This is a genomic window from Rhizosphaericola mali (assembly GCF_004337365.2).
Taxonomy (GTDB): Bacteria; Bacteroidota; Bacteroidia; order Chitinophagales; family Chitinophagaceae; genus Rhizosphaericola; species Rhizosphaericola mali.
The window spans coordinates 3429440-3453448 of record NZ_CP044016.1 but is presented as its reverse complement, the minus strand read 5'-3'; the positions used below and the strand labels follow the sequence as shown (position 1 = coordinate 3453448).

General features: G+C 34.0%; 20 protein-coding genes and 1 pseudogene. 15 read left to right on the top strand and 6 right to left on the bottom strand.

Translation table 11 applies throughout. The annotated features are described in order from the left end of the window. Window positions 1–36: 36 nt before the first annotated feature. From E0W69_RS14780 to htpG, 4 genes are all read right to left on the bottom strand, one after another. Window positions 37–3087: a tetratricopeptide repeat protein gene (locus E0W69_RS14780; RefSeq protein ID WP_131330825.1), complete on the bottom strand. Its 3051-nt coding sequence runs from the start codon at window positions 3085–3087 to the stop codon at window positions 37–39. Between the two features lie 279 nt (window positions 3088–3366). Beyond that, window positions 3367–4173: a bifunctional hydroxymethylpyrimidine kinase/phosphomethylpyrimidine kinase gene (gene thiD, locus E0W69_RS14775; protein WP_131330824.1), complete on the bottom strand. Its 807-nt coding sequence runs from the start codon at window positions 4171–4173 to the stop codon at window positions 3367–3369. Between the two features lie 81 nt (window positions 4174–4254). Further along, complete coding sequence (locus E0W69_RS14770; protein ID WP_191967868.1) at window positions 4255–5367, bottom strand: glycosyltransferase family 9 protein; 1113 nt, start codon at window positions 5365–5367, stop codon at window positions 4255–4257. 290 nt (window positions 5368–5657) lie between these two features. After that, complete coding sequence (gene htpG, locus E0W69_RS14765) at window positions 5658–7535, bottom strand: molecular chaperone HtpG (protein ID WP_191967867.1); 1878 nt, start codon at window positions 7533–7535, stop codon at window positions 5658–5660. A gap of 230 nt (window positions 7536–7765) precedes the next feature. Between htpG and E0W69_RS14760 the strand changes: the two genes are divergently transcribed. The 12 genes from E0W69_RS14760 to E0W69_RS14705 all read left to right on the top strand — a co-directional run bounded on the left by E0W69_RS14760 (window position 7766) and on the right by E0W69_RS14705 (window position 18910). Beyond that, complete coding sequence (locus E0W69_RS14760) at window positions 7766–8719, top strand: toxin-antitoxin system YwqK family antitoxin (protein ID WP_131330821.1); 954 nt, start codon at window positions 7766–7768, stop codon at window positions 8717–8719. 87 nt (window positions 8720–8806) lie between these two features. Further along, window positions 8807–9223 carry a MarR family winged helix-turn-helix transcriptional regulator gene (locus E0W69_RS14755; RefSeq protein ID WP_191967866.1) on the top strand — a complete coding sequence of 139 codons (417 nt, stop codon included), beginning with the start codon at window positions 8807–8809 and terminating at the stop codon, window positions 9221–9223. 39 nt (window positions 9224–9262) lie between these two features. Next, window positions 9263–10612, top strand: coding sequence for a TolC family protein (locus tag E0W69_RS14750; RefSeq protein WP_131330819.1), 1350 nt, complete (start codon window positions 9263–9265; stop codon window positions 10610–10612). Between the two features lie 45 nt (window positions 10613–10657). Next, window positions 10658–11722 (top strand): HlyD family secretion protein, encoded by a 1065-nt coding sequence (locus E0W69_RS14745; RefSeq protein WP_131330818.1) that lies wholly within the window; start codon window positions 10658–10660, stop codon window positions 11720–11722. An 11-nt stretch (window positions 11723–11733) separates the two neighbouring features. Further along, a complete protein-coding gene (locus E0W69_RS14740; protein ID WP_131330817.1) occupies window positions 11734–13317 on the top strand; it encodes an MFS transporter in 1584 nt (527 codons plus the stop codon). Window positions 13318–13343: 26 nt separating this feature from the next. After that, window positions 13344–13793 carry a GNAT family N-acetyltransferase gene (locus tag E0W69_RS14735; protein ID WP_131330816.1) on the top strand — a complete coding sequence of 150 codons (450 nt, stop codon included), beginning with the start codon at window positions 13344–13346 and terminating at the stop codon, window positions 13791–13793. A 104-nt stretch (window positions 13794–13897) separates the two neighbouring features. Beyond that, a complete protein-coding gene (locus E0W69_RS14730) occupies window positions 13898–14287 on the top strand; it encodes a MauE/DoxX family redox-associated membrane protein (RefSeq protein WP_131330815.1) in 390 nt (129 codons plus the stop codon). Window positions 14288–14344: 57 nt separating this feature from the next. Beyond that, window positions 14345–15400, top strand: coding sequence for a Gfo/Idh/MocA family oxidoreductase (locus E0W69_RS14725; protein WP_131330814.1), 1056 nt, complete (start codon window positions 14345–14347; stop codon window positions 15398–15400). Between the two features lie 2 nt (window positions 15401–15402). After that, window positions 15403–16305: an MBL fold metallo-hydrolase gene (locus E0W69_RS14720; RefSeq protein WP_131330813.1), complete on the top strand. Its 903-nt coding sequence runs from the start codon at window positions 15403–15405 to the stop codon at window positions 16303–16305. A 61-nt stretch (window positions 16306–16366) separates the two neighbouring features. Beyond that, window positions 16367–17317, top strand: a complete 951-nt coding sequence (locus E0W69_RS14715) for an aldo/keto reductase (protein ID WP_131330812.1) — start codon at window positions 16367–16369, stop codon at window positions 17315–17317. A gap of 77 nt (window positions 17318–17394) precedes the next feature. Then, window positions 17395–17799, top strand: coding sequence for a hypothetical protein (locus E0W69_RS14710; protein WP_225321275.1), 405 nt, complete (start codon window positions 17395–17397; stop codon window positions 17797–17799). Window position 17800: 1 nt separating this feature from the next. Then, complete coding sequence (locus E0W69_RS14705; protein ID WP_131330811.1) at window positions 17801–18910, top strand: L-dopachrome tautomerase-related protein; 1110 nt, start codon at window positions 17801–17803, stop codon at window positions 18908–18910. A 22-nt stretch (window positions 18911–18932) separates the two neighbouring features. Here the strand turns inward: E0W69_RS14705 and E0W69_RS14700 are convergent, their stop codons facing one another. Beyond that, window positions 18933–19955, bottom strand: coding sequence for an alpha/beta hydrolase (locus E0W69_RS14700; RefSeq protein WP_131330810.1), 1023 nt, complete (start codon window positions 19953–19955; stop codon window positions 18933–18935). A gap of 172 nt (window positions 19956–20127) precedes the next feature. On the opposite strand from E0W69_RS14700, the gene E0W69_RS14695 reads away from it, so the two are divergent. Further along, window positions 20128–21309, top strand: coding sequence for an acyltransferase family protein (locus E0W69_RS14695; RefSeq protein WP_131330809.1), 1182 nt, complete (start codon window positions 20128–20130; stop codon window positions 21307–21309). Window positions 21310–21432: 123 nt separating this feature from the next. Beyond that, a complete protein-coding gene (locus E0W69_RS14690) occupies window positions 21433–22767 on the top strand; it encodes an alpha-L-fucosidase (protein ID WP_131330808.1) in 1335 nt (444 codons plus the stop codon). Window positions 22768–22802: 35 nt separating this feature from the next. Here the strand turns inward: E0W69_RS14690 and E0W69_RS14685 are convergent, their stop codons facing one another. After that, window positions 22803–23183, bottom strand: a complete 381-nt coding sequence (locus E0W69_RS14685) for a hypothetical protein (RefSeq protein ID WP_131330807.1) — start codon at window positions 23181–23183, stop codon at window positions 22803–22805. Window positions 23184–23363: 180 nt separating this feature from the next. On the opposite strand from E0W69_RS14685, the pseudogene E0W69_RS14680 reads away from it, so the two are divergent. Next, a pseudogene (locus E0W69_RS14680) lies at window positions 23364–24007 on the top strand (polysaccharide deacetylase family protein). The last annotated feature ends 2 nt before the right edge of the window (window positions 24008–24009 follow it).

Genomic DNA, 24009 nt, shown 5'->3' with positions numbered 1-24009 from the left:
TCATGAGAATGCTGGTTTATTTGAATAAATAATAAATTATTTCTTTGCGTTTTTGGAAGCTGCATTGACTGCATTTAATTTCTTTTGCGCTTCAGATTTTAATGTCTCATCTGACGCATTGTCAATTACACTTTTAAGTGTCGCTTCTGCATTGAAATAATCTTTTTCTCTATAGTACACTTCTCCTAGGAGAATATAAGATTTCGTAATCCAATAGTCGTAAGAACCTGCTTTGTTGATCACTTCAAATGCGGATTTCTCTGCATCTTTTAGTTTTTCTTCGCTTAGGTAAATTTCGGCTACACGATATCTAGCTTCTGCTGCGTATTCAGATTTGCCGGAGGCGTAGACTTTTTTATATGCATCGATAGCTCCGCTTTCATCGCCATTTAATTGTGCATTTTTAGCAATTACGATATTTGCCATTTGTTTGTCATCCGTCGCAATTCCGGATTGATTCAACAAATCCTTTGCATTCGTTAATGCATCAGACCATTGTTCCAATTTATATTGGCAACGAATCAAACCACGCATACTCTCTAATCGATTATCTGCATTGGATGCAATAGACTTTAATTGCGTGTAATATTTCTCCGCTTTATTATAGTCTTTATTTTGGAAATAGGCAATTCTACCTGCTTCTAAAACTGAGGCTTCTGCATATTTATTCGGCGCTTTTTGTGCTACATAGTCAAAGTTTGATAATGCATTACTATAATCTTTATTACGATTTTGAATCGTAGCTAGTTGGTAATGTGCGTCTATGCTTCTATAACCGTTTGGATATTGACGAATGTAGTTTTGCAATGCAGATGATGCTTTATCCCATTGTTGCTCTCCTAATGCAGCTAAAGCTGTACTATAATTTAAAGAATCTGCTTCATTATTACTTAAGTCTTTACCATTCTTATGCATAAATGCTATATATGCATCCGGTTGACCTTTACCCATGTAAATACTTTTTACATAGTCTAACGCATCACTACTTTCTTGTGCATTTGGATAAGTGCTTATTAGTTTTTGGAAAGTAGTTATTGCTGCATCATTATTACTCAAATTATATTGGCAAACGCCCACATTCAAATACGCTTTTGGACGTAAAGATGTCGCTGCTGGATTGGCTATGACTGCGTTTAATGGAGTAATTGCTTGTTCGAAATTTTCTTGTGCCATCAATGCGTAAGCCATTTCCATATTAGCTTCTCCTGCAAGAGAAGATTTGCCATATTTTTTGTCAAATGATTGCAAATATTTGACTTTCTCTGCTGATCTACCTTGTGCTCCAGCTATGACGGCTAATTGATAATATGCATAGTCTGCACTTGGGAAATTATTATCTACGACAGTGTGATACATTTGCGAAGCTTTGGAAAATTGCTTTTGCATAAAATAGCAATCCGCTTGTCTAACGTAAGCATCTTTTTGAACCGTAGAAGACGATTCGTTAATCTTCGGTGCTACTTTTTGAAATTCCGCTAACGCTTTTGCATATTGTTCATTTCTCAAATATGCATATCCCAAATTGTATTGCGCATTTTCAATATTAACTTCGCCTAATGTGACAGGATTTGCCAAATATTTATTCAAATCTGTAACGGCTTCATCATATTTACCCGAACGAACATCAATCTCTCCTTTCCAGAAATAAGTTGGTTGAATTTCTTGTGTATTGTAGGGTGATTTTAATACGTTATTGAACATCGTTTCCGCATCAAATGTTCTTTGATCATTTACTAATTCAACAGCGCGACCGTATAAAATTCTTGGATATACTCTTTTGACAATATCACTATTGGTTCCTGTTTTGTCTAAAAGCGACATGGCATCTTTAAAATTATTCGTAGAGGCGAGCAAGCTTACTAATAATTCGTTTGATTCATTCTTATAGTTGGAATTAGGATAAGTTGCGATGAATTTTTTCAATTCATTTAGCGCAATATCTTGATATCCTAATTCGTACGAAAGTTTTGCATAGTTGAATTGAGAAATTTCTTTTTCTTGTAAATCACTACTGTTTTGTGAACAAAAAAGAAATGCATTTCTTGCGTTTGCTTTTTGGTTGGTTTCCAAATAAGAATCCGCCAATAAATACATACTATTTTGAGAAAGAGAATCTTGTGTTCCTCCCAATTGTTTGAATCCTAATATAGCTTCATTATATTTTTTTGCTTGATAATAACAATAGGATAATTGGTAAATATCTTCTCTACTCGCATCTGCAGTCGAACTAACATATTGCTCTAAATAAGGCAATGCTTTATTATAGTCTTTTCTATCGAAAAAAGCATGACCTAACAATAATTGCATATCTTTTGCATAAAATTGTTGTCCGCCTTTATTTAAAACAATTTGTCCATAACTAATTGCTTTGTCCGTATCCCCTTGGAAATAATAGATTTCCATGATATAGTAAGGAACAATAGCGGCGTATTTCGGATCTTTTTCAACTATTTGAAAAGATTTTAAAGCTTCATTATAGTTCTTGTCATCCAACGCAATGAAACCATAATAATAATTAGCAGCGTTATAGTTTGGATCTGTTGGTATCTGTCTAATAGCGTTGAAAAGTGGTTTTGCTTTTGCAAAATTTTTCAACATAAAATAAGCATAGCCTTGATGGAATTTGACAGAAGATAGTTGTTCATTTGTCAAATTATCATAACCTGCTTTTTCATAATAAGTTGCAGCATTTTGATAGTCTTTTTTACGGAAATAATATTCCGCTAAAAAATAACTCACCATTTGCGTTCTTACTTCGTCAAAATTGCCCACTTCAAAAGAGATCGCATCTTTTTCCGCAGTTGGATCATCTAATATCAATCCACATACGATGGTATAATATTGAGATTCTGTCTGTACCGCAAGAGGAATCACAGATTGTCTCTGTTGATTTTCACTTTTATTGAAATATAAGGTTTTGAATAGAGGATAAGCCAAACTCACTTGTCCTTTTTGGTACAAGTCTCTAGCTAATTTAAAATCCGTATTGGGATCGGTAATGCCGCTCGTCGCCTGTGCCATCACACTACCAGAAATACTCGACAACGCAAGCGCAATGCCATACACTTTGAAATAATGATGCTTCATATTACAATTTTTGAATATGCCAAATCTTTAATTAGTTCCTATCAACGCAATAATTGTGCAGACATTTTGGATTATTCTCATAAATAGGAAAATGTGATGTCGGCAATTGGTTTATTGTTGGATCGGAATAGATGTAAAAGTAATGTAGATAAAGGCTCAAGGCTGTTAAGAAACCCCAATGTGGATAAACTCTAATGCGTCAAAAAGTTATACACACCTATTATAAATAAAAAAGAGCGTTTTATAAACGCTCTTTTGAAATATCGAAAATTAGATCTATTATTTTTGATTATACGCTCCATGCCAAACGGGTCCAATAAATTGATTGAATGCAAATCCTCCTTGAATTGCAGCAGTAACGAAATCTTTGGCTTTGTAGATTGCTTCTTTTACGGAAAGCCCATTTGCCAATCCGCCTGTTATCGCTGCCGCAAATGTGCAACCCGCACCATGGTTATGATTATTTGCATCTTTTTCGGCTTCCAATAGATGAAATTCTGTACCATCATAATAAAGGTCGATTGCCTTTTCGCCTGCAAGTGCTTTTCCTCCTTTGATGACAACATGCGGAACGCCTAATTCGAAAATTGCTTTAGCCGCGGTTTTCATTTCTTCTAAATTTTTTGGCGTGCCCAATCCGGATAATTGCCCCGCTTCGAATAAATTAGGCGTCGTAACTGTAGCTAAAGGGATCAATAATTCGCGTATTGCTTGTGCACTATCAGGTTGTAATACTTCATCATCACCTTTGCAGATCATCACTGGATCGATGACTACATTTTTCAATTGATGTGTTTTGATAGCATTTGCTGCAATTTTTATAATTTCAACAGAACCTAACATGCCGGTTTTCATCGCTTGAATGGGCTCTCCTGAAAGAATCGTTTTTAATTGCGCTTCTACCAATTCGGGTGCGATAGGCGTCACATTGTGTTTCCAATTGTGGTCAGGATCCATAGTTACAATACAAGTAATGGCACTCAATCCATACGTCTTATATTCTTCAAAAGTTTTTAAATCTGCTTGTAATCCGGCACCGCCACTTGTGTCAGAGCCTGCAATTGTCAATGTTTTTAAAACTGCCATTTCTCTTCCTTTTTTAATAAATGAAAAGCAAAATTAGGCAATATACTTTTAATTTATTCAACCTTTATTGCAAATAGCAAACTATAAAATTGCTTTTATTTTGTCCAATATTTCATTAGGATTTATGGTAGAGATGTCTGTACTTGTTGCATCATAAAACCAACGCTTTCTATCAGAGAAATACTGTGATTTATTTTTTTTCAAATAATATTTCGGATAAATGCTTTCGTTTGGATTGGATGATAAAAAGGAATAGTCTGCAAAACGAAAAGCATTGTTACCATTTGCGATGCTGATTATATTCTTCGTTTTATTACCAATGCCCGCGTGCAACGCAAATGAATCATTGGTTATTAAAAGTGCAATGCCATTGAGGAGTTCAATAGTTTCTGTAATAGAATATTTATTTACAAGACTTGTAATGTGTGTAGCTTCAGTGATGATATTGGCTTCCTTTATTTCCATCGGACCGCCAATAATTGCTAAATGATAATCTGAATATTGCTGTTTTACAGTTTCAATTAAGTTTATCCAATTTTTGATCGGCCATCTTTTACTTTTTTTTGAAGCTGCAATGTTAAATAGAATTGTTTTTTCTTTAAAAATAGGTTTTCTTTCATTGGGAATAATGGGTTTTTCGATGGAAATATTTTCCTCAATTACCCATTCTGTATAGGATTTGTTGAAGATAAATTCATGTGTAATTGCCCAACTATTTTCAAATATATGATGGTAAATTTTGTCTGATTCTGCATTAAATGCAGTATGCTCATCTGTATTTTTTACCCCAAATTTTAGAAGTGAATTTGCTGCTAATGTAATGCAGTCCGCCCATGCGATATGGCGCCATCGCTCCGGACAAATAGTATATTCAAATTTCTCATCCCGTAGTTGAGCGTATAGTTTTTGACTATAGTTTTCATGGTGCATGTATTTAGATTTGTCCAGCCATATTACATGGTCGACTAAGTCTTTGTCATATACATCAAAAACGGACTTCCATGCACTATTACCTAAAAGTGTAATTTGATATCCTTTAAATTTTTCGGCATTACGGAAATAAGTGAGAAAATTTCTAAATAAAAGATAGTCTCCAATATCTTCTGTTTTTATAATTAATATCTTTTTTTCAAAAGTTTCATACGAAGGTAATTGGGCTATTTCAGCATTTTTTTTGTGATACTGATGAGTCATGATTGACACGCGTTTGGAGCGTTTACGTTCTCGTAATAGCAGAGATATAAATCTAATAATACCTTTCATAGCAAATATGCCACTACAGTTTTGGATGTCGTGGTTATAATTTTTTTAATAGTATAAGGTGCATTTAAGCAGTGCGAAAGTATTGATATTCTATGAATTGTAAAATTATTATTTTAGGAACTATTCGTAATTTTATTACTAATTTTTTCAAATATTTTATACGTTAAAAAATGAAAGGTCAACAATAATGTTGACCTTTCATTTAAACTATGTGAAATAGATTATTGTGCTACTTTATTCCAAGTTCTGTTGATGAAGTTCGTCAATTGTGCACCTTTCAATAAACCTTGAGATAATAATGCCAAATCAGTCAAACTGCGTACATCTTCTTTTTGTTTTGCTTCATCAGATTGTTGTAATACAGTTTGGAAAATTGGATGATTTCCATTGATAGTCAACGTAACTTCATCAGGCAAATTACCATAGAAAGAAGCCATACCGCCGCCAACGCCTGCCATATCTTTCATACGACGCATAAATTCTGGACGTGTTGCGATAACGGGCGCTGTTTCTTGACTCAAGCCTTTCACCTCAACAGTTACGTGAAGATCAGAGATAGGTGCCTCGAACAAACCTTTCAATTTTTCAGATTCGTCTTTGCTTAATACGCTATCACTATTTTCTTGTTTGTCGATTAAATTGTCTACAATATCAGAATCAACACGAACGAAAGAGGTATTTTCCCATTTCATTTCCATATTGTTGATAAATGCAGTATCGATCAACGTATCTAAAAGAATGACTTTGTAACCTTTGGTTTCCGCTGCTTTCACATACGTATCTTGAGATACAGGGTCAGATGTATACAAAATGATTTGTTTGCCTTCTTTATTTGTTTGGGTAGCAGAAGTTGCTGTTTTGTATTCTTCGAAAGTATAGAACTTCGGTTTGGATACGATTGTAGTTTCTGCTTTTTCGTCTCCCTCTTTTGGTTCGATGGTTCGTTCTACTTTTTCAGAAGCATCTTGTAAAATCAAGAATTTGTTGGCTTTTTCCAAGAATTTGTCTTCTGTGATCATACCGTATTTCACGACGATACCCAAACTTTCCCATTTGTCTTCAAAATCATTTCTGTTTTGACGGAAGATTTCATCCAATTTATCCGCCACTTTCTTCGTTATGTGCGCGTTTATTTTGCGTACGTTAGAATCGCCTTGCAAATAACTACGGCTCACATTCAACGGAATATCTGGACTATCAATCACACCATGCAACAACATCAAGAATTCTGGAACGATTTCTTTTACTTCGTCCGTTACAAATACTTGATTGCTATATAATTGGATTTTGTCTTTTTGAATCTCATAAGACTGTTTGATTTTAGGGAAATATAGAACACCTGTCAATTTGAAAGGATAATCCACATTCAAATGAATCCAAAATAAAGGAGCCTCGCCCATTGGATACAATTTGCGGTAAAAATCAATATAATCTTGATCTGTTAATTCGGATGGTTTACGTGTCCAAAGTGGATTGGTGTCGTTAACTTGTTTGTCATTGAAGAAGATTGCAATCGGTAAGAATTTGCAATATTTTTCCAATAAAGCTTCAATTTTGTTTTCTTCCAAAAACTCAGCACTTTCTTCGCCTATATGCAAAACGATTTTTGTACCTCTATCGTCTTTGTCGATTTCGTATAATTCAAATTCTGGACTGCCATCGCAAGACCAATAAACACCTTTGCTTCCGTCTTTATAGCTTTTAGTAAAAACTTCTACTTTCTCAGCCACCATAAATGCAGAGTAGAAACCCAAACCAAAATGACCGATAATGCTTGCATCTTTATATTTCTGTACGAATTCTTCCGCACCACTAAACGCAACTTGGTTCAAATATTTGTCTACCTCTTCAGACGTCATACCGATACCGTTATCGGCAATCGTCAAGGTCTTAGCTTCTTTATCAATAGAAACGGTCACTTTCAAATCCCCTAATTCGGATTTGTTTTCGCCGCTAACAGTAAGCGTTTTTAATTTTTGGCAAGCATCCTGCGCGTTAGAAACCAATTCGCGTAAGAAAATATCGTGCTCGCTGTATAAGAATTTTTTGATAATGGGAAAGATGTTCTCGGTTTGTACCCTGATCTGTCCTTTTTCCATAATATATTGAATTTAAAATTTTAATAGTTGACAATGCTTCATCAAAGTCAATACCATTTTATGCAAACTGACAAAGTGGCTATTTTTTGCGATTTTATACGTTAGTTTGTCATTTGGAATAATATTTTAATTTCAAATAAATTATTTGCTTTGTATTCCCATTTTTAGATTTAATATTGTCGCTTGAATAGACCTATTTGACTATGATACGCAATTTGTTTTTTTGTATAATGATCTTTTTATGCTTCGCAAATTATGGTTACGCTCAACACTCTACGGAAGCAAATAATCTTCAAAATGTCCAACATTTCTTATCCGCCAACAGATCTAATGTGGCTGCAAATCAAGCCCGATTTATAGTGAATGAAAAAAAGACAGATTCTGGCTGGCTACAAGCTCGTTACTATATGAAAAATCAAGAGATTGAAATGCAAGGACTATACGAAGACAGTGCATTGACAATCCCCAATGGAACATTTTATTATTTCTATCCGCATAAAAAATTAAAAGCGATAGAAAAATATGTTCATGGTAAAAGAGAGGGCACTTGGGTTTCTTATTTTGAGAACGAATATCTAAAAGATTCCTCTAATTACAAGGACGATCATCCTGTGGGAACTGTATATTCTTGGTATAGTACAGGTTTTCCAAAAGATTCCGTAGTCTATCAGCCTGATGGTGAGGCGGTAAGTGTAAGTTGGTTTCGTAATGGAAAATTAAGTGCAGCTGGGAGATATACGCATTGGAACGTGCCAACACGCACTTGGGTTTATTACCATGATAATGGCATAGTAAGTGCAAAAGAACAATATGATCAGGGCATGCTTGTAAACAAATTTTATTATAATGAGAAAGGTGAAGCCATAGATACGACTAATCGTGACTCAGAAGCAAAGTTCGATCACGGTAAATGGAGTGAATATCTATCAAAGCATCTTTATTTTCCCTCTAGTTATAAATTTGTAAATGGAAATAAAGCTGAGGATGTGGTATTATTTATTATTGATACAAAAGGAGACATCATAGAAGCAAGAGTGGATATCCCATTTGAAGATGCATTTGACAGAATTGCATTAAATGGAATAAGAAGTTGCAAGTCAAAATGGATTCCTGAGATTGCACATAATAGATATGTAGAATCAGAACAACGCCAGATGGTTATTTACAATGACATAAATTATTAATAAAAAAAAGTTTGAAATAAAACAGTTTGAATTAAAACTATTATATACCTTTGCATCGTAATGAAAGAAAAAGATTTTGAAATAGCTATGCACAATTATTTCGGTGTTATTCTTCGTACACGTCAAGACTTGAGAAATCGTGTACAGAAGATGCTAGAAAATAATGGTTATTTTGATATCACTCTTGAGATGTCCCAGTTATTATATTGCCTTAGATCTCTAGGTGGCACAGCCAATCAGCAAGAACTGGCAGACAAAATAGGAAAAAATAAATCAAGTATTACTTCATTAATCGAAAATCTGCACAAGAGAGAAATGATTGTGAGAAAAACCGATCCAACTGACCGAAGACATAATCTAATCTCATTTACAGAAAAAGGCGACTCATTTATCAATGATTTTTATCCAGAAGTTTACCGAACCTATAATATTGATAAAATGAATATCTCCTTAGCTGAAATTGTTAAAATAACAGATATATTAGAAAAACTAATCATTTCGTAATCAATTTTTCAACTATAAATAGTTTGAATTCGAACTAAAATGGATAATCTATCATCGCAATCGAAAAATCGATTGTACTTCAAGACGACTTTAGTCGTTCTATTGCTATTGAGGCAACTAAATGTATTTGGACAAAACCACATTTTCTTACCAGTGGATTCCTTGTTTAAGAAGGCAGAAGAAAATAGTATTACGCTGAATGCTTCTCGACAAAAAATTTCCATTAGTCATTATAACACAGAGATTGCCAAAGACAAGCAATTACCTTCTATAGAAAGTAGTGCCTTATTGGGATATATAAGCAATGGGGCGGTTTGGACTAAAAGTTTTGACTATATGGAAACGATCAACTTGCCACACATTATGAATAATTATTCGGTGTCAGCGGGCGTTTTAGTATTTGGGGGTAAGAAATTAAGAAATGATGTAGCTAAATCAAAATTAGAAGAACAACTCGCTTCTTTGGACTATAAAAAAGATAAAGAAGATATCCAATTTTTACTTTTGTCTAAATATTTGGATATTTTTACTCTACAAAATCAACGAAAAGTATTTCAACAAAATATTGATCTAGCGAAACAACAATATTCAAATGTAGAAAAACTTTCCAAAGAAGGAATGGTGACGCGTAATGACTTGATTAGAAGTAAATTACATATTACTGACTTGGAACTGCAATTAACTACGGTCCGAAATGATATCTTGATTAATAGTCATGATCTTTCAGTCGTCATAGGTTTGCCAGATAGTTCCATCATAGATGTAGATACAACTTTGTATGACAAGTATTACGAAAATAATGCCTATCAAAATTATGTTGATAGTAGTAATAAAACACCCGAAATACAAGCTGCATTACAAAAAATGAAAATTGCGGAAAAAAATATTGCCATTGCAAATGCAGAAAAAGCACCGAAAGTATCCTTGTATGCAGAAGATATGTTAGCTCGTCCTTATCTGAATACATTAGATCCTATTCCGCAAGATATTTACTGGCATTATTTTACAGGAGGCGTAAAGCTAACTTATAATATTTCCAATCTTTACACAACAAAAAAAGAGGTAAATAAGGCAAAGTCAAATTTGAAACTTGCAGAAACTGAAAAAGATTTATTAGCTCAAAAAACAGAGATGCAGATTCATAAGAGCTATGTAAAATTATTTGAGGCAAAAGATAAATTTCACACGTTGCAAGAAAGTTATTTATTAGCTCAAGATAACTATAGAATTGTTACTCAAAAATATATGAATCAATTGGCCATCATGACAGATGTGATGGATGCGAGTACCGCTTTACTTTCCTCTCAACTAAATATGACAAATGCTAGAATTAATATCATTTACGAATGGTATCAATTAATGAAGGTTTCTGGTAATTGGGAATTTTAATGAAAAAAATTATAACTACTAAAAATATTTAAAATACAACTTAAGATGTCTAATAAGGAAAATCAGCCCGTACCAACCGAAAGAGCGAAATGGGTTAGAATATTTTTTAACCTACTATCTATTTTGGTTCTTATTGCCATTATCGCTTATGGAATTATCGTTTACTTCCATTTGAATAGAAATGTATATACCGATGATGCGCAAGTGGAACAATACATAAATCCTATAAACGTACGTATTCAAGGTTATATTAAAAGCATTCGTTTTGAAGAAAATCAAGCGGTAAAACAAGGTGATACCTTAGTTATAATTGATGATAGAGAATATAAAATCCAAGTAGAGCAAGCTTTGGCTAATTTGGAAGATGTAAAAGCAGGCAAAAATGTAGTTCAATCTGATGTAAATGTTGCAGCGAATAGTACGAATATTTCTGATGCAAATATTGCCGAAATGAAAGCTCGTTTAGATAATCAAGCAACAAACTTGAAACGTTATGCTAATTTGTTAAAATCAGATGTCGTTTCTCAATATCAATATGATGAAGTAAAGACAGAATATGATGCCATGAAAGCAAAATATGAATCCTTATCTAGTCAAAAATATGCAACACAATTAACGACTAAATCTGTTTCTAATAAAATTGCAGTCTCTAATGCGGCTATTATGCATGCACAAGCGGCAGTCGATTTAGCGAAATTAAACCTTTCCTATTGTTATATTATCGCTCCTTACGATGGTGTGATGGGACGTAGAAAGATTGATGTTGGACAATTGATGACTCCTGGACAGCCACTAGCAACGATTGTACAATCTGGAGATATCTGGGTGATTGCTAATTATACAGAAAATCAAATAGCAAGAATTAAAGTGGGTGATTTATTGAAATTAAAAATAGATGCAATCCCTAATACCTATTTTGAAGGTAAAGTGCAATCTCTTTCTGGAGCTACAGGTAGTAGTTATTCTGCGGTACCAGTAGATAACTCAACAGGAAATTTTGTAAAAGTTCAACAACGTATTCCCGTAAAAATCATTTTTACTGACAAAAATAAACCTGCAGATATGAAAAATGTGAGGTCTGGTATGAACGTAGAAATAGTTGATAAATAGGAGAAAAGAAGATGAATAATAGAATTTTCTTTGATTGGGTATCTCCTAAATTGGATGTCCCGTTATTAGTTATATTAAGTTTATGTTTAGGCGTTAGTTCTGGTGTTTCTATTGCGGTCAGTTCATATATGGTATCAGGACTATCTACGAGTAATGCGGATGCGGCGATGTGTACTTATGCCTATTTCGCAGGTATGGCAGTAGGGTTTACACTCATTAATGCAATGAATACGTATTTTAAATCCAAAATACTATTAGTCGCTATTTGTGTATTATTGATATTTTTTAATTTCATTCTTACTAAGACTGATGAAGCGCCTTTGATTATTTTAGTTACATTCTTTATTGGTGTAGTACGTATGATGGGTGCAATCATTATGCTTACGAGCTTCATGCCTTTATTGATGCCCAAAGGAGAGCGATATAAGTTGTATTGCGTCTATTTCCCATTGACTTTATTGGTAAGCCCTGTATCTGGTTTCGCAATGGCCTGGCTATCAGACCGCTTTAATTGGCATTTTTCATTTCACTTTTGTAATCTTTTATTGCTATTGGCTTTATTGATTGTAGTAGTCTGTGTACATGATCATAGAAAAAAACATAGTATTCCTCTTTGGAAATTTGACTGGTTTAGCCATATTCTTATTAGTGCATGGACTTTGTCTTTTATTTATTTTTTGGCCTATGGCAGGTATAAAGATTGGTTTGACTCCAAAGAGATTCGTTGGTCACTTTATATCGCAGTTATTTGTTTAGTCTGGTTGATGATCAGAAATACAACTGCAAGAAAACCATTAATGGAGTTTAAAATATTGAGAGAGAGAAATATTCGTGTGGGATTGGTATTAACATTTGTATGCGGCGCATTTTTTACCATGACCAATTCCTTAAATATGTGGATGACTGTGGCTTTTAAGAAAAATTATGTAGAAAATGCTTACGTCAATTTAGCTCCTTGTGTAGGTTATTTTATAGGGACTGCGATCTGCTATTTCTATTTTAAGAATTATCGTAATTTTAAATTTATGCTTATCCTGACGGTAGCATTTTATACGATGTCATTTGTCTTGATGTATCCCTTGGTCGATGCCAATGTTTCACAGGCCCAACTATTTCTTCCTCTTATGTGTAGAGGCATTGGTATTGTATTATCTTATATAACTTTAGGGTTATATATTACCGCAGAAGTGCCACAGGAATATTTGCAAAGTATTCCTCCAATTTTAATATTTGTGCGTACTTTTTTTGGCCCAGCAGTTTGGGGTAATTTGTATTCTATTTGGCTCTATGGTACGCAAATTAAATTATTGAACAGGTTAGCTTCTTGGACAAATAGTGATGCTGTCGGTGCACTAGTCAATGCACAATATCATACGAAAGGTATAACAAATAGCTCTGCGGCAGCTTATCAAGCTTATATGCAACAAGCAGTCTTAGGCTCTATCAAAGAATTATTTGGTTGGGTAATTTTGATGGGATGCGGTTTGATGGTTTTTTTATTCTTTTTTCCTATTTATAAAAAAGTGGATCGCAAAATATTTAATTGGACAAAGTCCAAAAATACAGCAGATATAGCAGCGACTGTAGCCGCATAATCCTTATATTTGAGTAAAGGACTTTCATGGAAACTATTACTTATTTGCCAAAATATAAAAACGATTTTATCCGATTAAATAGATTCTGGATTCAGAAATATTTTAAGTTAGAATCCGAAGATATTTTGGCATTTGAGCATATAGAAGATATTTTGGAAAATGAAGGTCAGATCTTTTTTGCTCTAAAAGAAGCGGTTGTTATCGGGACAATTGCATTGAAAAATAAAGGGAATAGTGTGGGTGAACTTTGCAAATTCGCAGTGGACGAAAGTGCACAAGGTTTAGGTGTTGGGCACATTTTGATGGAAAAGTTGATTACCTATGCCCGATCGAAACATTATATTTCGTTATTTCTTGAAGGAAATACTAAATTAAGTTCTAGTATTCATTTATATGAAAAATTTGGATTTATTGCATTGCCGGATTTTAAAAGCGCTTATGAAAGAGTGGATATTGTAATGGAATTACATTTATAATTCACTACGATTAGAGGACTTCTCTTTTATTTGTACAATTTTATCTCATTAATTTACCCAAATTTCTACTATTGAGTGTCTAATTTTATCTCAGATTTTGAGATATGAAACAACCAACTAAATTAGCGTATTTTTTCATTAAGTTACCATTAGCATTATCGATGCTTGGTCATGGATTGGTGCGTCTACCAAAACTTCAAGGCTTTAGTCAGTGGATGGTTACATTTATGGAAAAATCCTATTTGCCGAGATTTATGGTAATGGGATTTAGTTATGTAGTTCCATTTGTAGAACTTCTTGTTGGAGCTTTTCTTTTATTGGGGATTTTTACAGTTCCAATATTATATGTTGGTCTTGTGTTGGTCGCTTTATTTGCTTTCGGAAATACAACTATAGAAAATTGGGATTCAATAACTTCCGAATTGTTACATGGCGCTTACATGACGCTGTTGCTCCTACTTTATCCCAATGTAAAAGAATCTATTGAAAAATAATTTACCTATTTAGAGCCGTTGCTAACTAGAATTTTAATAAAAAAAGATAAGCTAGATATGAATGATAAAATCAGAACAGTAATATTGGGATATGGATTTTCTGGGTCGACATTTTTCGCTCCATTTTTGGATTTGCATCCAGGATATGAATTGGTGGGCGCATTAGAACGCAATACTAAAAAGATTCAAAAAGATTACCCTTATACAAAAAGTTACGATACATTAGAAGTTGTTTTATCAGATGATAATGTGGATTTGGTTGTAGTGAATACACCGATTGGAACGCATTATGAATTGGCTAAAAAAGCATTAGTGTCTGGCAAAAATACTATAGTCGAAAAAACATTTACCAATACCGCTCAACAAGCTAAGGAACTATGGGAATTAGCTAAGGCAAAAGATTTGCATTTATTTGTTTATCAAAATCGTCGATTTGATAGTGACTTTTTAACCTATAAAAAAGTATTAGAAAGCGGTAAATTGGGTAAGGTTGTAGAAGCTAGTATTTCCTACGATTTTTATGTGCCCAAAGTGCGCGGAGATGTACACACTGAGCAAGCGGATAGTGGTGGCGAGTTCAATAATCGAGGTTCGCATGTTACGGATCAAGCGATTTATTTATTCGGTTTGCCAGATGCTGTTTTTGCTGATTTTGCAGCCTTTCGTCCCGATTCTCCGGTGGAAGATTATTTTCAAGTAACGCTTTTTTACGAAGATAAACGTGTGAAATTAAGAGCGACAGATATTTCGGTAAATAATGAATATGGTTATATCGCTCATGGACTGAACGGAAGTTTTTTGAAAAATCGTTCGGATATGCAAGAGGAAAGAATTCTTGCAGGCGCAAAACCTAAAGCGACGCCTTGGTGTGAAGAACCAGAAAATCAAGAAGGTGTTTTGACTTATTTGGATGAGGGTAAAAAGATACAAGAAATTATCCCAACAGAGGATGGAAATTACTATAATTATTTTGAAGCCGTTTTGCAAACTATGACTAATGGGGCGCCTTCTCCCGTATCTGGAGAGGATGGATATAAAACCATGTTAGTTATGGATGCGGCACGTAAAAGTGTAGCGGAAAAAAGAATTATTTCATTAAAAAAAGAATTATAGTAATGACTGGAATTAAAAAATATATTGCATTCGTTACTTTATTTCTAGTAAGTAAAACTTATAGTCAGGGTATTGATTATAATGATGCACTTTTATCTAAAATTAGAATTGCATCCAATTCCGTTCCTGGCAAATTTGCATCAGAAATTCACTATATAAAATATGCAGAAAGTCCACGCACTTTTGCTGCAACTGTGGATGGTGGTGATGAAAAACCTTATATACAAGCTCGCACAGCTTATCAATTAATTTATCCAGATGGTACCGTGATGATTGATGCAGGGATGGATAAAAAAGTACATGAGTTTTTCGGACAAGGTAAAGTGCAACCTTATTTTCCTTCTGCAAATGATTCTATTCAAAAAGCCCTTTTGCAAGCGAAGAAAATTATCATAACTCATGAACATGGCGATCATGTGGCTGGCGTTTTAAGGACGAAGCACTATAAGGAATTGGCTCCGAAAACTATCGTTACTGTGCAACAAATGCATACTTTGTCTACAAAACCTCAAATGCCAGAATTGAAGATTGATTCTAGTCAATGGAATGATTTTGATGTAGTTGATTTCTATGATATTCTACCTGTTGCTCCAAGTGTAGTGCTGATAAAGGCTCCTGGACATACGCCCGGTGAGATTATGGTATATACTAAGTTAGCAAATGGGAAAGAATATATTTTTACAGGTGACGTAAGTTGGTCTTATATAGGAATCGAGGAAAAAAAGCAAAAGCCCGCTGGACAAATTAAACGAATAGGCGAAAATGCCGAGCAGATAGGATTTGAACTCAATTGGTTGAATCAATTACCCGCAAAGGGCATCCAATTATTGGTTAGTCATGATGATATTGTACAACCTGAATTGTTAAAAAAAGGAATAATTAAGAAAGGATTGCAATTGAATTAAACACAAATCATTTCAATTTGTTTATCCTAAAAACAAACTTAAATTTTAAATATTAATAACGATGAAAAAAGTAGCATTAGGTAAGACGGATCTACAAGTAGCACCGATTAATTTTGGTGGTAATGTATTTGGTTGGACATTAGACGAAGCAAAATCATTTGAAATTTTAGATAAATTCGTTGGTACAGGTTTCAATTTTATTGATACTGCAGATATGTATTCTTGGTGGGTAGACGGTGGTAATGGTGGTCAATCTGAAACGGTGATTGGTAATTGGGTGAAGGCTCGCGGCAATCGTAAAGATGTAGTTATCGCCACTAAAGTTGGCGGTGCAACTGGTAAGCATAAAGAAGATACCTCTAAAGCTCACATATTAAAGTCTGTGGATGAGTCTTTAAAGAGATTGCAGACAGATTATATTGATTTATACTATACACATTTTGATGACAATGTAACTCCAGTAGAAGAAACATTGGAAGCATATAATGAAATTATTAAAGCAGGAAAAGTACGCTATATTGGTGCTTCTAATATTACACCTGCTCGATTAATAGAGTCTTTAGCATTGGCAGAAAAAAATAATTTGCCTAAATATCAAGTTTTGCAACCCCACTATAATTTAGTGGAAAGGAAAGAATTTGAAACTAAATATGCGCCTATTGCTGAGCAATATGGATTAGCAGTATTGCCTTACTGGTCTTTAGCTGCTGGATTTTTAACTGGGAAATATCGTAGTGAAGAAGATTTAGGAAAAAGTGTTCGTGGCGAAGGTGTGAAGAAATATGTGAATGAAAAAGGGCTTGGCGTAATTGCAGCTTTGGATAAAGTCGCGGCAAAACACAATTCTAAAGATGCAACTGTGGCTCTAGCTTGGTTGCTTTCCAATCCATTGATTCCTGCGCCAATTGTAAGTGCTACGAGCGAAAGCCAATTACAAACTTTATTTGCAGCTCCTGAATTGCAATTAGATAAAGAAGATCTTGACTTATTGAACGAAGCAAGTAAATTCTAATTTTATAAAATATAAACAAACCATTGAGTCTTGGAACGTATTCCGGACTTGATGGTTTTTTAGTTAAAATTTATAGTATGAAAAAATATTTTATACTTGCTATATTGGTAATGATTGTTTCTCTAAGTAAAATTTCAGCGCAAACTACACCATCCTCTACCAGTGATAGTGTTATGGTTACTGTATTTTTGAAACATATTCAAGATAGTCCAGTGGATTCTATTCAGATGCGAGCGATGACGCAACAGTTTTATGAGCGTATTGAGGAAAGTCATGCTCGTGTGGTTTCTTGGTATGTTGCGATGGGGGTAGGGCAGATTTTGACTTTAAAATTTCCTGCGAAAGATTTAAGGATGGTGAATAATATTTTTGAAAAAGGCGCGTGGGGTAGTTTTCATACAGAATTTTATCCGACGTATGATTTCGCTCCGATTTGGCCACAAATGCTAGAAAAAGAAAAAGCATTAAAAAAGAACAAGTAGGATGAAAAAATTAATAGCAATTATAGTTGCGGCTTTTACCTTATCCAATAGTAATGCGCAAATGGAAAAATATCATAGTGATAAACTAGAGACCGTTATTGATCTTGGGGAATATCAAGCAATAGGAGTTGCCGTTTCTCCGAAAAATCGTGTTTTCATTTCTTTTCCCAAACGTGGAGGAAAATATGACATGGGACTAGCAGAAATAGAGCATGGCAAAAAAGTAGTATTTCCCGACAATAGTTGGAATGATAATAATTTGGATGAAGATCATCATTTTTTGAATGTGCAAGATCTTGTCGTAGATGGTTCCAATAATCTTTGGGTACTAGATTCCAAGCCTGCATCCAAAGGTTCTATTGCTGGTTTGAATGCGGGTGGAGATACTGTTGGTCATTTCAAAATGTTGAAAATTGATCTGAATACAAATAAAGTTGTTGCAGTGTATCATTTCAATGGTTTGGATAAATCTCACTCTGGGTTGAATGATATGCGCATTGATGTAGATCGACAATTGGCTTACTTGTCAGATCCGGGTCAAGCCGCAATAGTAGTTCTAGATTTGAAAACGGATCAGGCAAGGACCGTATTGGCAAAAAGTAAATATACTACGGCGGATACGAATATTGTATTGACTTATGATGGACATCAAATGCGTAATCAACAGGGCAAACCATTTGTATCTAATGTGAATGGAATAGCATTGACTAGAGACTATAAATATTTTTATTTTAAACCGATAAATTGTGATGAATTATATCGTATCGATACAAAATATTTGTCTGATGCACAACTTTCTGATGCGGAATTGATGAGTCATGTGGAAGCTGTAGGTAATGTCGGTATTACGCATGGTTTAGTGGCTGATGCAAAAGGAAATATTTATTTGACAACTTCTACCAACTATACCATTACCTATATTTCTCCAGATGGAAAGATTCATACCTTATTACAAGATTCTAGGCTTTTGTGGCCAGATTCTTTAGGGATTGGTACTGATGGTTATGTTTATTTTTCTTGTTCGCAATTGCAAAGGGAGGCTCCTTGGAATAATGGCAAAGATGAACGTGTTTTACCATACAGAATTTACCGTGTAAAACTTCCTAAATAGATTGTTTTGGCGGAAAAGTCGTTTAATTTCCGCCAAAATTTCCTTTCAAATAATCAGCAAATCCAAATTTTTTCTGGACATCTGGTTGAGAAATATCTTTTTTATCTGAGAACATTTGCAATGGTTTATTTTGATCGATATAAGATCTGTAAAATGTCATTATCTCAGCGATATTATGCTCCATTGGCTTATAGCTCATTTCATGCCCCGCATTTTCTACACTATAGAACCAATAAGGTGATTGTAATTTTTTCAACTGTTTGGTAATATGTTTAGAACCATAAAATCCATATTTTAATGGAAATAATAGAACTTTGATTCTTACTTTGTCATACGGTACTTGTTTGTCGGCATCTCCATGAAACATTAAAATTGGCGCAGGATGTGCATTCCATTTTACATCTCCTTTCATAGAAAAGATCGCTCCTGCCATGGAAATGACTCCAGCATAATTAAAATCTGCTGGTAAGTGTTTGCTTAAATCGTTTTTATTTACAATGTAATTTTGTCCTTGTAGTACCGTAATTGCGCCAGCACTTGAGCCCATTGCAATGATACGACTAGGATTTATTTTTAGGTCATTTGCGTGTGACACTACATAGTTGGTTGCGTCATATAAATCCTCCACCGCCATATTGATACTACCGTAAAATATGTCGAGAAATTGTAAAGGTTTATATTTTTTTAAATTTTCTTTAAATGCGTCTTTTTGATGCGGATCTCCAAATGCTTTTCTAAAGCCTAATCTATAGTCTATAGAAACTACATTAAATCCATTTTTTACCATTTTTTTGAAAAAAGGAACACTTAATTTATCATTTCTTCTCCCTGTAATAAAGCCACCTCCGAAAACGTAAAGCAAGCAAGGTCGATTAGCCGTATCGGCCAGTGGATCTGTATAATAGTCTAATCTTAAAGTGTCCTTATCTTTAATACTATAAATAAACGTAGATAGCTTTGTAGAATCTTGTGCATTTATTTTTGTGTGCAATAGAAAGATGACGCTTAGAATAAATGTCTTATTCAAAATAGAACGGATACGCATAAATTTGTTTTAATTAGGACGGGAAATGCATAAATCTTTAGCAATTTAGGTAAAATATATCAGCAAATTACCAAGTGTCTGCTTTTGAAATTAAGTCATCTACCGATTCTTCCAAGATTTTCCCATTGTATTCTGTTACCTTTGGACTTTCAATGAACTCAATGTATGCTTGATGGCCACGAAAGAAATAAAAGCACTTACCGGGATTAGAGGATTGCTCGCACTCAGAGTGGTTTTTGATCATTATTTTGAATACGATCTTTTAAAAAAAATGGAGAAATGGCAATTCCCATTGAAAGATTTTGTTGTATGCATGATTGAGCGCGGTTATTTTACCGTAGATTTTTTCTTTTTGTTGAGTTCTTTTGTGCTGTGTTTGGTGTATGAGAAAAAGTTCAAGTATGGACTTGACATCTCCTTGTACAAAAATTTTATGCTAAAGAGGATTGTGCGTATTTATCCTTTTTATTTATTGAATATACTTCTTTTCTCGGCCTTACTTTTGCCAAAATTAACGTTGCATAAATTTATAGTTAATTTGTTTTTTATACAGAGTTTGTATGATATTAAGCATATTATTAATGCGGCTACATGGTCCTTGTCTGTGGAGTTTATTATGTACTTGATTTTTCCCTTTTTGTTGGTCTTTTTTTCTAGACAAAAATTATGGAAAACAATTATCATCGTACTTATTATGACTGCAGGTATCTATATTACAAGCCAATATTTCGATTCACTTTCGATTGAAACTATAAATAAAATTAAAAGAATTCCATTTAAAAATAATTTGGGAGATTCCTTTGGTGTCAATGCCGTTTTACGTGGTGTTTCTGGCTTTATGTTAGGTATTTTGACGTATCAACTATATAAAAACAAAACGTTTTTACAGAAGATCCAGCAGTTTGCCACGCCTATTTTGGTCGTTACATTTTTAGCTTTCTTTGTTAAATGGACAGTATTATTTACGCCTTATTTGCTTGCGTTAAACATTCTTATCTTATGTGGTGATAACTGGTATGCCAAAATTAACGAGACAAAAATTGTGTATACATTTGGGTTGCTATCTTTTTCTATTTATCTCAATCATTTGTTGGTTCGTTATAGTTTTACCAAATTTTTATACGAAACTGCATTGAAATACGAGCAAAGAATGTGGCTATTTAGTATTGAGACCATATGTACTTTGATGTTTTCCTATTTTACATATCGATTATTTGAAATCCCTGTAAATGGTTTCTTTCGAAAAAAATTACAAACTTGGGAAAATGGTTCTGCTAAAAGGAAATTGAACAATGCTGATCTATCTGCGATGGATAAGCATATAGCAAAGGTGGAAAAAGAAAAGGTTGACTAATAAAAAATTAATAAGATTAAGGTGGTTTTAGTAGATAATCTTTAAAAAAAATGGACTTCAATTTTACCTATAAAACATTTTATTAAATTTATGCAATTCTATTATTGACGTAAAATTAATAAAATGAAAAAATTATTTGTTTCGATTTGCTTGATTTTCTTATGTTTTTCCTTATTTGCTCAGGTGTCATATACGCCTACTGCGGCTAATTTAAAAGCTAGACAATGGTTTGAAGATGCCCGGTTTGGTTTGTTTATACATTGGGGAGTCTTTAGTATTCCTGGTGATGGCGAGTGGGTGATGAATAATCGTAATATTACGGTGGAGAACTATACTCGACTAGAAAAATTCTTTAATCCAATTGACTTTAATGCAGCACAATGGGTTAGTGATGCCAAGAAAGCAGGGATGAAATATATCACTTTAATTACGCGGCATCATGATGGATTTAGCCTTTGGGATACCAAATACTCAGATTTTAATGTGATGCATACGCCATATAAAAAAGATATTGTCAAAATGATGGCGGAGGAATGTCACAAACAAGGGATAAAATTATTTTTGTACTATTCATTATTGGATTGGCGTAGAGATGACTATGCTTACTGGACTGGTCGGACAGGACAGGGCTCTGGGCGTACTACAAAAGGTAAATGGGAAGACTATATCCAATTTATGAAAAATCAATTAACTGAATTGCTGACCAATTATGGAGAAATTGGCGGGATCTGGTTTGATGGATATTGGGATCAAATGCCTGTAGAAAGTTTGACTCGAAAAGATACTGATGTGAAACAAGACTGGCATATACGTGAAATTTATGATCTAATTCATAGACTACAACCACAATGTTTGATCGGTAATAATCATCACAAGACACCTATTCCTGGAGAGGATTTTCAAATGTTTGAACAAGATGTTCCTGGCGAAAATTCTGGTGGATTAAGCTTCCAAAAAACTTCTAAACTTCCACTTGAAACTTGTGCGACGATTAATGGCGTTTGGGGATTTAGTTTGACCGATACCAGTTATAAATCTGATCAGGAATTGATACAATTATTGGTGAAATCTGCAGGTGCAAATGCTAATTTACTTTTGAATATAGGACCGATGCCCAATGGAGAAATTCAACCAGAATTTACAGATCGATTAACTTGGATGGGCAATTGGTTAAAGAAATATGGAGAAAGTATTTATAATACGAGTGGTGGATATTTACCCAAACAATCATGGGGCGTACTTACCCAAACTAAAAGTAAAATATATGTTCATATTTTATACAAACATGATGGTACAATTGAATTGAAGAATTTTCCTATGGAAAAAATTAAAAAAGTCTATAGCTTGGAAGATGGTAAAACTATAAATTATAAATTACAAAATAAGAAGCTAGACTTCTCCACAGATTTACAGCCTTTCTCTGATAATCCAGATCGAATTATAGTCATAGAAATATAAATGAATAAAGGGCTAATTTTATTAGCCCTTTATTTTTAATTGTCAAATTCCATATCGCTACCGCCGGGAGGTGGAGGAGGCATCTCATCGCCGCCATCACCATGGCCACCACCGCGAGGTCCTTTATTTTTCTTATAATAGTCCATCACTTCTTGTGCTAACTTATCGTCTCCTAATGCGGTTTTTAGACGAGTTAATTGATACGATTCCATTTCTTGACGTTCTTTTTTCTTCTCAGCTTTGTCTTTTTTAGTTTGCTGATGCATTTGAGAACGCATTTCTTGATTGATATTAATTACACTATCAATCTGCACATCACTCAAGCCTAGATCGGCTGATTTTAGACGCTTAATGTCCATTGCTCGCATAGTTGCGGAGTCCATCTTTGGTGGCGGTCCATCATGTCTTTGCGCCATTAATGTAACGGAAGAAAATGTAAACGCGAGTAAAAATAATTGTTTCATGAGGTAAAAGATTTAGTAGGATACGAAAATGAATTTTTTAAATGAGGATAGGACGTAAGCATAGATTAATTAAATGATTGAATAGATTATTCTATAGTGGTGCTATGTTCACATATTTACTAACTTGCACCTATGTATCTAGTTAAACTTCCCAAATGGATTAAGTATATTTATCCAAATCGGATTACGAGATTTCCAATTAAAGGGGAAAAAATAATATATATAACATTTGATGATGGTCCCAATGAAGGAACCACAACGTTTATTTTGGATACATTAAAGGAGTATAATGCAATCGCTACTTTTTTCTGTATTGGAAAAAATGTAGATAAATGCCCCAATTATTTCAGTCGATACTAGCTGCAGGACATCGCATGGGTAACCATACACAACATCATCTTAATGGTTGGAAAGCCGTTTCTGATACTTATGTAGACGATATAGCAATCGCAAGTCAACGGATTGATTCCAATTTATTTAGGCCTCCTTATGGTAGAATTAGTAAAGCTCAAGGAAAATTACTTTTAAAAACATTTCCCTATATGCGTATCGTCATGTGGTCAGTGTTGTCTGGTGATTTTGATACAAATATTTCAGGTGAAAAATGTCTTCAAAATGTTTTGTCTAAAACCAAGAATGGCGATGTAATAGTATTTCATGATAGTGACAAGGCAAAAGTAAGAATGGAATATGCACTTCCCAAAGTGTTACAATATTTTGCCAAAGAAGGATATATTTTCAAAGGATTGCCGATGGAATTTTCAGCTAAAAAATAGAA

Bases quoted from the DNA above. Each gene is read 5' to 3' on its own strand.
- E0W69_RS14780 (WP_131330825.1), bottom strand. From the start codon at position 3,087: ATGAAGCATCATTATTTCAAAGTGTATGGCATTGCGCTTGCGTTGTCG.
- thiD (WP_131330824.1), bottom strand. From the start codon at position 4,173: ATGGCAGTTTTAAAAACATTGACAATTGCAGGCTCTGACACAAGTGGC.
- E0W69_RS14770 (WP_191967868.1), bottom strand. From the start codon at position 5,367: ATGACTCATCAGTATCACAAAAAAAATGCTGAAATAGCCCAATTACCT.
- htpG (WP_191967867.1), bottom strand. From the start codon at position 7,535: ATGGAAAAAGGACAGATCAGGGTACAAACCGAGAACATCTTTCCCATT.
- E0W69_RS14760 (WP_131330821.1), top strand. From the start codon at position 7,766: ATGATCTTTTTATGCTTCGCAAATTATGGTTACGCTCAACACTCTACG.
- E0W69_RS14755 (WP_191967866.1), top strand. From the start codon at position 8,807: ATGCACAATTATTTCGGTGTTATTCTTCGTACACGTCAAGACTTGAGA.
- E0W69_RS14750 (WP_131330819.1), top strand. From the start codon at position 9,263: ATGGATAATCTATCATCGCAATCGAAAAATCGATTGTACTTCAAGACG.
- E0W69_RS14745 (WP_131330818.1), top strand. From the start codon at position 10,658: ATGTCTAATAAGGAAAATCAGCCCGTACCAACCGAAAGAGCGAAATGG.
- E0W69_RS14740 (WP_131330817.1), top strand. From the start codon at position 11,734: ATGAATAATAGAATTTTCTTTGATTGGGTATCTCCTAAATTGGATGTC.
- E0W69_RS14735 (WP_131330816.1), top strand. From the start codon at position 13,344: ATGGAAACTATTACTTATTTGCCAAAATATAAAAACGATTTTATCCGA.
- E0W69_RS14730 (WP_131330815.1), top strand. From the start codon at position 13,898: ATGAAACAACCAACTAAATTAGCGTATTTTTTCATTAAGTTACCATTA.
- E0W69_RS14725 (WP_131330814.1), top strand. From the start codon at position 14,345: ATGAATGATAAAATCAGAACAGTAATATTGGGATATGGATTTTCTGGG.
- E0W69_RS14720 (WP_131330813.1), top strand. From the start codon at position 15,403: ATGACTGGAATTAAAAAATATATTGCATTCGTTACTTTATTTCTAGTA.
- E0W69_RS14715 (WP_131330812.1), top strand. From the start codon at position 16,367: ATGAAAAAAGTAGCATTAGGTAAGACGGATCTACAAGTAGCACCGATT.
- E0W69_RS14710 (WP_225321275.1), top strand. From the start codon at position 17,395: ATGAAAAAATATTTTATACTTGCTATATTGGTAATGATTGTTTCTCTA.
- E0W69_RS14705 (WP_131330811.1), top strand. From the start codon at position 17,801: ATGAAAAAATTAATAGCAATTATAGTTGCGGCTTTTACCTTATCCAAT.
- E0W69_RS14700 (WP_131330810.1), bottom strand. From the start codon at position 19,955: ATGCGTATCCGTTCTATTTTGAATAAGACATTTATTCTAAGCGTCATC.
- E0W69_RS14695 (WP_131330809.1), top strand. From the start codon at position 20,128: ATGGCCACGAAAGAAATAAAAGCACTTACCGGGATTAGAGGATTGCTC.
- E0W69_RS14690 (WP_131330808.1), top strand. From the start codon at position 21,433: ATGAAAAAATTATTTGTTTCGATTTGCTTGATTTTCTTATGTTTTTCC.
- E0W69_RS14685 (WP_131330807.1), bottom strand. From the start codon at position 23,183: ATGGCGCAAAGACATGATGGACCGCCACCAAAGATGGACTCCGCAACT.